At 64.6% G+C, this 10,198-nt stretch carries 10 protein-coding genes and 2 tRNA genes; 9 read left to right on the top strand and 3 right to left on the bottom strand.

Translation table 11 applies throughout. The annotated features are described in order from the left end of the window. Nucleotides 1-1,146, top strand: a 1,146-nt coding sequence (locus tag IM632_RS02720; RefSeq protein WP_296551984.1) for an ammonium transporter, incomplete at its 5' end; no start/stop codon positions are given. A gap of 238 nt (nt 1,147-1,384) precedes the next feature. Here IM632_RS02720 and purU read toward each other — a convergent pair. Beyond that, nucleotides 1,385-2,227 (bottom strand): formyltetrahydrofolate deformylase, encoded by an 843-nt coding sequence (purU, locus tag IM632_RS02715; RefSeq protein ID WP_296497862.1) that lies wholly within the window; start codon nt 2,225-2,227, stop codon nt 1,385-1,387. Nucleotides 2,228-2,304: 77 nt separating this feature from the next. Next, nucleotides 2,305-2,592 carry a YggT family protein gene (locus tag IM632_RS02710; protein WP_296523211.1) on the bottom strand — a complete coding sequence of 96 codons (288 nt, stop codon included), beginning with the start codon at nt 2,590-2,592 and terminating at the stop codon, nt 2,305-2,307. Nucleotides 2,593-2,688: 96 nt separating this feature from the next. Between IM632_RS02710 and IM632_RS02705 the strand changes: the two genes are divergently transcribed. The 7 genes from IM632_RS02705 to IM632_RS02675 all read left to right on the top strand — a co-directional run bounded on the left by IM632_RS02705 (nt 2,689) and on the right by IM632_RS02675 (nt 7,964). After that, nucleotides 2,689-2,764 (top strand) — tRNA-Ala (locus tag IM632_RS02705). A gap of 212 nt (nt 2,765-2,976) precedes the next feature. Continuing rightward, entirely contained in the window at nt 2,977-3,756 is a 780-nt protein-coding gene (locus IM632_RS02700; protein WP_296523209.1) for a hypothetical protein, read from the top strand. A 324-nt stretch (nt 3,757-4,080) separates the two neighbouring features. Beyond that, on the top strand, nt 4,081-4,677 hold the full coding sequence (locus IM632_RS02695; protein WP_296523207.1) for a recombinase family protein: 597 nt from the start codon (nt 4,081-4,083) through the stop codon (nt 4,675-4,677). Between the two features lie 752 nt (nt 4,678-5,429). Beyond that, entirely contained in the window at nt 5,430-5,906 is a 477-nt protein-coding gene (locus IM632_RS02690) for a hypothetical protein (RefSeq protein WP_296503075.1), read from the top strand. Nucleotides 5,907-6,040: 134 nt separating this feature from the next. Beyond that, nucleotides 6,041-6,406 (top strand): hypothetical protein, encoded by a 366-nt coding sequence (locus tag IM632_RS02685; RefSeq protein ID WP_296503072.1) that lies wholly within the window; start codon nt 6,041-6,043, stop codon nt 6,404-6,406. Between the two features lie 596 nt (nt 6,407-7,002). Then, complete coding sequence (locus IM632_RS02680; protein ID WP_296503070.1) at nt 7,003-7,449, top strand: hypothetical protein; 447 nt, start codon at nt 7,003-7,005, stop codon at nt 7,447-7,449. A 440-nt stretch (nt 7,450-7,889) separates the two neighbouring features. Further along, nucleotides 7,890-7,964 (top strand) — tRNA-Asp (locus IM632_RS02675). Nucleotides 7,965-7,980: 16 nt separating this feature from the next. Here IM632_RS02675 and IM632_RS02670 read toward each other — a convergent pair. Beyond that, nucleotides 7,981-9,456, bottom strand: coding sequence for a tyrosine-type recombinase/integrase (locus IM632_RS02670; protein ID WP_296523205.1), 1,476 nt, complete (start codon nt 9,454-9,456; stop codon nt 7,981-7,983). A gap of 560 nt (nt 9,457-10,016) precedes the next feature. Here IM632_RS02670 and IM632_RS02665 point away from each other — a divergent pair. Continuing rightward, nucleotides 10,017-10,198: hypothetical protein (locus tag IM632_RS02665; RefSeq protein ID WP_296551983.1), on the top strand; the 182-nt coding region annotated here is incomplete at its 3' end.

Here is a 10,198-nt window from a genome sequence, read left to right as displayed (position 1 = left end):
GGCCTGGCCCTCTTCTACGGCGGCCTTGTGCGCACCAAGAACGTCCTGTCCGTCCTCATGCAGTGCACGGCGGTGGCCTGCCTGGCCTCGGTGGTCTGGCTGGCGCTTGGCTATTCCCTGGCCTTCTCCGGGACCGCTCCCTTCATCGGCGACCTCGGGCGGGTCGGACTGATGAACCTGTCCCGCGGCGACGCCATCGGCACGGCGCCCGAAATCGTCTTCTTCGCCTTCCAGATGGCCTTCGCCATCATCACCCCCGCCCTGATGATCGGCGCGGTGGTGGAGCGGGTGAAGTTCGCCGGCCTCCTGGCCTTCTGCGCGGGCTGGGTGGTCCTCGTCTACGCCCCCGTCTGCCACTGGATCTGGGGCGGCGGCTGGATGGCGACCCTGGGGGTCAAGGACTATGCCGGGGGCCTGGTGGTCCACGCCACGGCGGGGGTCAGCGCCCTCATCCTGGCGAGGGCGGTCGGACCCCGGGACGGCTGGCCCCGGGACCTGTCGCCGCCGCACAATCCGGGCATGACCATGACCGGCGCCGGCCTCCTGTGGGTGGGCTGGTTCGGATTCAATGGCGGCAGCGCCCTGGCGGCCAGCGCCGACGCCGGCGCGGCCCTGACCGCCACCCACATGGCGGCGGCCTCGGCGGGGCTGGTCTGGGCCCTGATCGAGCACCGGCGGTTCGGGCGGGCCAGCCTGGTCGGCCTCGTCACCGGCGTGGTCGCCGGCCTGGCCACCGTGACCCCGGCCTCGGGCTTCATCAGCCCCCTGGCGGGTCTCTTCCTGGGGGCGCTGGGCAGCTATCTCTGCTTCGAGGCCGTGACCCTGGTGAAGGCCCGGCTGAAGGTCGATGACAGCCTCGATGTCTTCGCGGTCCACGGGGTGGGCGGCATACTGGGGACCCTGATGCTGGCGGGGCTGGCCCACCCCCTCCTGGGCGGGACCGGCTATGCGGAGGGCGTCGGACTCGCCGGCCAGGCCTGGCGCCAGGCTCTCGGGGTCGTCGTGGTCTGCGCCTGGTCGGCGGGCGCGAGCCTGGTGCTGATCGCCATCGTCCGGAAGCTGACGGGCCTTCGGGCCAGCGACGAGGTCATCGACGAAGGCCTGGACCTCGGCGCCCACGGCGAGCGCGCCTACCACATCAACTGAGCCGCCGCAGACCCCTTCATCGGGCCTCCCGGGGAACGCCCCCGAATTCCTCCACCTCTTGAGGGGGAGGTGGACCGCGAAGCGGGCCGGAGGGGGTCAACGGGGGCAGGGATTGACCCCCTCACCGACCTTCGGTCGGAGCTCCCCCGCAGGGGAGCAATTGGCTCAGCCATTCCTCCACCTCTTGAGGGGGAGGTGGACCGGGGCAAGGCCCCGGGCCGGAGGGGGTCAGCTGGGCCTAGTCGGTGAACACCACCGTCTTGCGGCCGTTCAGGAGGACCCGGTCCTCCAGCACCCACCGCACCGCCCGGGCCAGCACCCGGCGCTCGATGTCGCGGCCCTTGCGCACTAGGTCCTTCGGCTGGTCGCGGTGGCTGATGCGCTCCACGTCCTGCTCGATGATCGGGCCCTCGTCGAGGTCGGGGGTGACGAAGTGGGCGGTGGCGCCGATCACCTTCACCCCCCGGGCGTGAGCCTGATGATAGGGCCGCGCGCCCTTGAAGCCGGGCAGGAAGGAGTGGTGGATGTTGATGCACCGCCCCGCCAGGTGCAGGGCCATGTCCTCGGACAGGATCTGCATGTAGCGCGCCAGGATGACGAGGTCGGTCCCCGTGGCGGCGATCAGGTCGCGCAGGCGCGCCTCCTGGTCGGCCTTGGTCTCGGGGCTCACCGGCAGGTGGTGGAAGGCGATCCCCTTCAGGTCCGTGTGCGGAAAGCTCGCCTCCGGATGGTTGGAGACCACCGCCGAGATGTCCATGGGCAGCTCGCCCTGCCGCCAGCGCCAGATCAGATCGGCCAGGCAGTGATCGGTCTGGGAGGCCAGGATCATCACCCGCCGCCGGGCCTTGGGATCGCGCAGGGTCCAGTCCATGGCGAGGTCCGCCGCCAGGGCCTCCAGCCCCGGCCGCACCGCCGCCGCCCCGCCGGGACCGGGGGTGAAGACCACGCGCATGAAGAAGCGGCCGGTCTCTCCGTCATCGAACTGCTGGGCGTCGACGATGTTGGCGCCATGCTCGAAGAGCAGGGTGGAGACGCGGGCCACAATGCCGGGCCGGTCGGGACAGGACAGGGTGAGGATCACGCAGGGGCTCCCGGGACGGGGCGGCGGATACCGCGAAAGGCGTCGGCTGGGAAGGCGGGGGCGTCAGGCGTCCGGGCTCAGAGGGCGCCGAAGAGGTAGGGCAGGAGATAGCGCTGGACGCCCTGCAGGATCAGCAGGGCGAAGATCGGCGTGATGTCCAGACCGGCGATGGGCGGGATGAAGCGCTGCAGGGGCGCGAGCACCGGGGCGGTGACCGCCTCCAGCACCTGCTGGATGCGGCCCACGACAGGGTTGCGCAGGTTGATCACATTGAAGGCGGTCAGCCAGGACATGATCGCCCCGATGATGATCGCCCAGATCATGATCTCGAGCAGGTTGTGCAGGATGAAGTGTATGAAGCCCATGCCCGCCACATAAGCCGCCCGCCGCGCCCGGGCAAGCCGACGCGAAGGGCCGTCTTGACAGCCCGCCCCCAAAACCGCTTATTCCGCGCCTTCCTTGGGGCCGTAGCTCAGTTGGTAGAGCGCATCGTTCGCAATGATGAGGTCAGGGGTTCGACTCCCCTCGGCTCCACCACCCGTTTTGGTGGCGGAAAAATCCAAGGAATTTCATAGACTTAGATGATGCCGATCGCGGCGCATGGGTGACAGAATTTCGCCCATATGGGTGACAGCTCTTTGTTGTGGATGGGGAAGAACGAAAAAAGAACGTCTTCTGGCAGTTCACCCTAGCCCATAGTATCCTTTGCGCGGGGCCTCGCTAGGCCCCGCCGCAGGGAGCCCCGCTGGATGATCAAACAGCCGACATTGGATGCCTATAGGCGCGATCTTGAACGAGACTTGGAAAGAAAGCTGAATGAAGCCGGAAGGGCATGCTCGGAAATGACCCTTCAATTTACCGGGGCTGGTCAGTTCGGTGGAAGCGGAATGCGCTTGCAGGGTGAAATTATTGCAAAGGAAAATCTCACACAGTCTATGGGTGTGGCACTTCTGAAGTGCAAGCGAGCTTTGAATATTCTTCCAAATAGCTCAGAAAGTTTAATTTCGGCAACTCGGGAATTGATGATTGTCTATATCGACAATCTTTTGACAACTGTGATACCGAGAATCTATCCAAGAGGCGGCGATGTTAGTGGGCCGTTTCAGAAGTTGCATCAGGATTTGATTGAGCAAATGGAGGGAATATTTGATTCCTATGAGCATGGTTTCTATATCCCCGAGTCATCCATGACTAGCAACACGGTCCACGTAGGAAGCGGGGCGGTGATTGGGAACATGCAACTAGCAGGCGACGGCGCGCAACAACATGGCGCGGCGAATATCGACATCAGGTCGATCCAGAAGGCTTTAGAGGAATTTGAGCGGGCGCTAGACGCTGACACCGAGATCAGCGCTGAGGATAAGAGCGCGATACGCGCAGAGATAGATACAATCCGCCCGCAATTGAGAAAGCAGCAGCCTAGCCCGGTAATCCTGAGGGAAGTCCTACAATCCCTCCGCACCATTGCCGAAGGTTCTGCCTCAGGTGTCCTAGCATCCCTAGCGGTGCAGTTGTTTGGAGGCGGCTGACCCGGTCACTTTTAGGGTCACTCGCCCGAAGCCCCATACGTGCATGGGCTCGCGGCCATCCCCCCCGTAGGGGGCTCCGTATCAGCAACCCGCAGGGTCGCCCTGAGGCTGCCGCCGGGGGACTCCCCCGCCACATACGAGCGCCCCTCTGATGCCCGGCAATCTCCAAGCCCGATCCCCTACGGGTGTCGTCACGCATGCCCTGTGTATCGATGACGGTCGTTTTCGATACAGCCCATTATCTAGTATCGGAAAATAGCTTGACGGCTATTCCGATACAGGAGAGATAGCGAGCCACTATTTCGATACGCAAGGGGATGCCCAATGGCTCGCACATTCGCTTACTGCCGCGTCAGCACCACAGACCAAACGACAGACAATCAGGTCCGGGAGATAGAGGCCGCAGGCTTCACAGTAGACCCTAGACGTGTGGTCGCTGAGACAGTCTCAGGCTCTGTGGCGACTTCAGAGCGGAGGGGCTTCGCCCAGCTGCTCAACCGCCTAGAGGCGGGGGACGTTCTCATTGTCACCAAGCTAGACCGCCTTGGGCGCAACGCAATGGACGTGCGGGCGACCATTGAGGCCCTGTCAGGGATGGGCGTTCGCGTTCATTGCCTAGCGCTTGGGGGCGTTGATCTCACAAGCCCGGCGGGAAAGATGACGATGCAGGTTATCAGCGCGGTAGCAGAGTTTGAACGCGACCTCCTCATTGAGCGGACGCATGCAGGCCTGCGGCGGGCAAAGGCACAGGGGGCGTCACTCGGCAGACCCTCCACACTCAGCCCCACGGACCAGCGCTCGATTATCCAGCGGAGAGCCAACGGGGTGTCCTTGGGGGCTCTGGCGAAGGAGTATGGCGTCAGTCGTTCAGCCATCCAGCGGGTTGAGAAGCGGAACGCCGTGCGGACCCCAGCGTCTTAGCAGGACGGGCGGGAAGGGGCTCCCGCTACCCAAGGGGCTGAAACCCCCTCGACGCCGTCCTAGAAAGACCAGAGGCCCCGGAAATGGCATCCTGCGGGAAGACGCCCCCCAAGGCCCCAAGAGGGACGACCCAAAGACCTCCTGAGGGGACCAAAGCGGCTCCCATCGCGGAGCCCCAAACCGGCGGTTGGGATAGACCGTCCCAATTAGTCAGCAGCCTAGGAGAAGAAAACGGGGGTATACCTACAGGACTCCCCTACTGGATATACCCTCATACCAGTCTACTGAGGGAACCCCCTTATGGTCTCTTCAGGGATCAAAATGGGCCCGAAGGAGACCCCCCAACCGGCGGTTGGGATAGACCGTCCCAATTAGTCAGCACCATTGGAGAAGAAACCGGGGGTATACCTACAGGGCTCCCTTAGGTTCTCCTACAGGACTCCCCTACTAGATATACCCTCATACTAGTCTACTGAGGGAACTCCCTTGGGGTCTCTTCAGGGACCATTGGGACATCTTCAGGGCGACTCACCAAGCTGAAGGCGGTGACGAAGTCACGCCAACGCTAGATCGCCCACCTGCCAGCCCACCCGCCAGCGCCCGCCCGCCAACCCGGGGGGCGAGCATATGCGCATGCGCCCGGGGGCTGGCCTGCCTGTTTGCCATGTTTTGCCGGGCCTAGCCCCAGCCCCCCAACACCCCCCAACGTCACCTGCCGGGTCGCCCGGCGGGGCCTCTACACGCGAGCCCACATGACCGACACCAACACCAAAGACCATGCCCTGACGGGTGACCCGACGACCATCGCCGGGGAAGACGCCTACCTGATACCCCTCAGCGGCCAAGCCGGGACCGGAAACAACGCCATCGTTGATCCTGAGGGACTCCAGCGACTCCGAGAGGCAGGAGCCAGGTTCCTCTACACCATCGGAAACGGAGCCAATCAGCACTACGTCGCCTTCCTGAAGATCCCCACCAAGAAGGTCCAGATCGCCGCCCGGGTAATCCTAGACGCGCCCCAAGGACGCCGGGTGATCTACCGAAACGGCAACAGCTTCGATCTCCGCTCGGCCAACCTCCGCATTCAACCGCAGGCGGGGGAGAAATTCTCGCCGACAGGCGAGACGCGGGACCAGATCAACGCCGCATGGCAAGCGCACCGCGCTTGGAGGGCTCGCGAGGAGCGCTTCTGGAAGCGCAACCCTCAAACGGATCGGCGACCGTGGTGACCCGCGCCCTGGGGACCTCCAAGGGCCTTCGCAGCGGCCCCAGCCTATCTCCCGCCATCCTCGCTGACCAAGACCCCTCCTCGCCCGTCCAGAGGCCCCCTGAGGCCTCTCACAGGCGATCCCACGCGGAACGCATGCGGCAAGCCAAGGCAGACCTGATCGGCGTCTCTGAACGCACCTACGTGCAAGCGATCGATCACTGGCTAGACGGCTTCCCTTGGGGCGGCGCTCGATGGGTCTACCGCACCGGACCGGGAATGACGGTTCGCCTAGTCGAAGAGGGCGATACCCTGACGCAGGACGGAATCCCCATCGTCTCGCGCAAGCCCGCCCGCCTCTGTGGTTTCCCGGCAGGAGGCCGCACGTCCCGCCGCTTGGAAGCCCGCGCGCTCGCTGCCGTGGCCGTGCGGGGGGATGCGGGCTTCTATGACGGCCAACCGCGCAAGCTCCGGGCGGAAACGTCTTTGCAGGACGGGCGCGAGCCCCCGCCCGCTACCTAACCCTAGGCCCACCCCTCGCAGGGCGTCCTGCAAAGACCAGAGGCCCCGGAAAGGCTCACCTGCGGGACGCCTCCCCATCGCCATAGCAAGAGGCCCCCCCTTGGCGACCATCCCCCCAAATATCGCCGAACGCTACGGACCTGAGATCGCCTCCAAGGTGTCTATCAGGCTCGCCGCTGCCCTCGCCGAAGCGTCCCCATCCCTTCTGGCCTACGCCGCCTCCCTGCCTGACGACTTCGCGAGGATGGAGCTTTGGCGGCTCGAGTTTGACGCAATCGTTGCCCGGAACCGCCGCCTAAGCCGCCTCGATTGGGATGAGGACGATGAGGTCGGGGGCTCATTACCGCGCCCACGCGGGAGGCCCCGCAAGGCACCAAGACAGAAGCCTTCGCCTCAATCGACCAAGCCCACCAGCGCCGCCAAAGGGGGCCGCCCCCGGTCCCCCGAAGATGACCTAAGCGACACCGAGAGACACCGGCGGGAACGCTGGAGAGCAAGGGCGGCCGCCCGATATGCGGCCAAGCGGGAGGCCGCAAAGCCCCCCGCGAATTCAACCCCACCGCCGGACAACCCCGGCACAAGTTAGGAACATGACTATGGACACCAACGACACCCCGGAAATCTTCTATGACCGGAAGGAATTCCTCGACGCCATGGCGGCCCCTGAATACGCCAAGAGCCCCCGATACCGCGACCAAGTGGCTGAGAAGCTGAACCGCTCGCTTCAGGCAGGAACGCTGACCCCGATGGGCGAGCGGATCGACCCATCACAACTCACCCATACCCGCAACGTCTACGATCCCGACGCCAACGCCAACGGTTACACGGTCCGGGGACCGTTCCCTGAAATGGTCGAAGCTCTTCGCGTCAACATGGGTTTCTTCGATACCCCCGAACAGATCGCCGATGCCATGAGCGCCCCTCAATTTGAGATCGACCTCTCCTACCGGCGGGCGCTGAAGGATAAGATTGACCGCAGCGTCCGCGAAGGCCGCATCACACCGGACCTTCAGGCGGTAACCCCCACAGCCCCGGCGCGGTGACCGTGGAAGAGCGCCACCTTAGTTGGCGGGACCGCATCGAGCTTGCGCAAAGGCAAGCCTTGGCAGTTGAGGCGCACCACGCCTCTGAGGGGACCCTCCGGACGGCTCTCGCGCCGCCTGCGGAGGCCCCTGAGGCTCCCCCCGCAGCTCCCCCCACAGCTCCCCCGAAGGCGTCCCCCGAGATCGTCAGAAGTGTCGGGTTTGACGGGACGATCATTGAGACGAACGTAGCCCTAGACGCTCCACCGCCACGCGCGTGGAACTATCGGCCAAAGGTCACTCGGCGGGCCTCTTCGCTGCCGCGACGGTGATCCTGTGAGCCCCCGCCGGGGTCCCCACTAGGGGGCGCTTGGCGGGGCTCCGGTCCCAGCCCCGGCGTCAGTTCATGTTTGCTGTTCGCGCCTGTGCCTAGGGCGCGCTCGCGGACGCATCCCCCCCCTGGGGCCGTAGCTCAGTGGCAGAGCGCGTCAACTGTCAATGACGAGGCGGGGGCTCGAACCCCCCCGGCTCCACCATCCCCATTCGCCGCCTTCAGGATCGCCGACGCCTCGCCCCGCTATTCATCAACGGGCCGGGCGGGCTCTCTTCGGGAACGCCTTCAGGTAGCCGCACCGCCAACACCACCGCCCGAAGCTGATCGAGCGCCGGTCCCGTGCTATTGTAGGTTCGCAGCGTCACCGCGTTGCGCTCGCTTTGATGCCCGACGACCGCAGCGACGATCTCTGTTGGCTGCCCTGCGTGCAGTGCGTGGGTGATAAACCAGTGTCTCCAGCTGTGAAAGTTCACGCTGCTATTCCTTTGCCCGTCTCCGCGCTCATCAATCCCAAGGGAACGGCGGTAAGCCGTGAAGCGCTCTGAGGCCTTGGCGGACCGCTCAGCGGGGCGGCTGGCGGGGGCTTTCAGCTCATCAAAGAGGAAGGCCTCTGGCGGCTTGCTGGCGGACCGGCGGTTGATCACGGTCACAAGAGAGGGATGCACCGGGACGCGCCGCACACCTGCGGCAGTCTTTGATGCTCGAATCTGCATCACCTCCCCTTCCACATCGCCGACGCGTAGGTTTGCAATCTCGTTGATGCGCATGCCCGATAGCGCCGCCACCCGCATAAGGTCGTGAAGGGTCCTGTTTGCGTCTCCGCACAGAAGCGCCGCCGCTTCCTCATCGGTGAAGGGCCTGACGCTCCGCTCCGCTTCGATCTCAGGAGGCTTTCGGTTCTGCCGGGTCCAAGGGTTGCTCTTCGCGATCCCGCGCCTTTCCATCCAATCCCAGTAGCTTGAGAGCGAAGACACCAAGCTGTTTGCGGTCGCGGCGGTAATCCCTGTGGCGATCAGTTGATCAACGAAGAGGCCAGCCTCCCGGCGATCAATCCGGCGAAGATCGTCGCCCCCGGCCCGCTCGCGGCTCCATGTCCCCAAGGCCTTGACCGCCCTGTTTGTTCGGCTTGCGTATCGGGGCTTCAACCGCCTCTCAGCCAAGTATCGCTCAAGCTCTCCACCGATGGGCAACCTGAGGCCACGCGCAAGGCCGATCAGTTCCTTAGCCTCGCGCTCCCCCTCAGGATCGTATCGCGGACGGATCGTCCCACCCCCCTCCTCTTCCTCTCCAATTTCTGGACCCAATCGGCGCTCAACCTCAGCGTCTAGCTGGAGGTCCAGATCATCAGGCACAGCGCCACGGTCGGGGTCCGCACCCCGCGCAATCACAGCAGAGCGCCACCACTCAGCCCACGCCTTGGGGGTCGATAGGTCCCGCTTAAGGCCCCCATCCTCACCCCGTTGGCGGCGCTCCCGCTCAGCTAGCAGCTTGGCCGCAACGAGAGGCAGGCGGCGGAGCGCCTCTTTCTGATCCTTTGTTCGGAGGCTCTCTTGCAGATGATCGCCCAGCCCAAGGCCCGGAGGCACTCTAACGCGGGCGTAGTAAGCCCCTGTAGACGGACGCCGCCAGAGGTAACGGACCTTTTCGGGAGAGGCCCCCGGGGGTCCTATGGGTGACAGTTTCTGGTCCTTCATGGGTGACAGCTAGGCCATCAACCCTCTGATTTGCAAGCATTTCCATACCTTAGGGGGTAGATAAAAACGCCTCCCCTCGGCTCCACCAATCCTTCTGGATTGGACCCCCAGCGACGCTGAATTACCGAACAAAATCAAGCCAAAGCCGGTCGCGGAACTCCGCGATCCGGAAGCGGCTGCACACAAGTGCTGCACCAAACGGGTTCACAATCGTGCCGCCGAGGGCGACGTAAGCCGTTGTAGCACAGGGGATTCCTGCCCGTTTGGGTGCTGCACCAGTGTGGTTCACAAGCCGCTCAAACGGTCCCTTCCACCGTCCTCACGGTCGGGCGCGAATTTCCGGCGCCAATCGTCCGGGCTGATGCTGCGGGGAAGGGTCTTCTATCTTCGGCTCAGAGTGCCCAGAGCCTTGGAGCACACAGTCGGGCGGACACGTCTGGAAGTCGTTGGGCACTTCACGATGGCACGAGGCCGTCAGGGCCGCGCGGGTCGTCGCGTGGGGGGGCGAACAATCATTCCGGGCGAGTGAGGACCAAGATGTTCGACCCGTGGCCACGAGCATGGCCGCGACGATCGGAACCAAGGTCGAGGCCAAGGTCAGCCAGCCCGAGGGCGGCAAGTCCATCGACGACCTCTTTGGACTGTTCCTTGCCGATCCGGCGAAGGCGCGCAGCCGCAAGCCGGAGATGCACTACGACAGCCTGAAAGCCATCGTCACCGACGTGTGGGGCGAAGGACGCCG

Origin of the sequence: Phenylobacterium sp. (assembly GCF_020402505.1) — a bacterium.
Taxonomy (GTDB): Bacteria; Pseudomonadota; Alphaproteobacteria; order Caulobacterales; family Caulobacteraceae; genus Phenylobacterium.
The sequence above is the reverse complement of the archived record's forward strand: the minus strand, read 5'-3'. Positions and strand labels throughout refer to the sequence as shown.

Bases quoted from the DNA above. Each gene is read 5' to 3' on its own strand.
- IM632_RS02710 (WP_296523211.1), bottom strand. From the start codon at position 2,592: ATGGGCTTCATACACTTCATCCTGCACAACCTGCTCGAGATCATGATC.
- IM632_RS02700 (WP_296523209.1), top strand. From the start codon at position 2,977: ATGATCAAACAGCCGACATTGGATGCCTATAGGCGCGATCTTGAACGA.
- IM632_RS02695 (WP_296523207.1), top strand. From the start codon at position 4,081: ATGGCTCGCACATTCGCTTACTGCCGCGTCAGCACCACAGACCAAACG.
- IM632_RS02690 (WP_296503075.1), top strand. From the start codon at position 5,430: ATGACCGACACCAACACCAAAGACCATGCCCTGACGGGTGACCCGACG.
- IM632_RS02685 (WP_296503072.1), top strand. From the start codon at position 6,041: ATGCGGCAAGCCAAGGCAGACCTGATCGGCGTCTCTGAACGCACCTAC.
- IM632_RS02680 (WP_296503070.1), top strand. From the start codon at position 7,003: ATGGACACCAACGACACCCCGGAAATCTTCTATGACCGGAAGGAATTC.
- IM632_RS02670 (WP_296523205.1), bottom strand. From the start codon at position 9,456: ATGAAGGACCAGAAACTGTCACCCATAGGACCCCCGGGGGCCTCTCCC.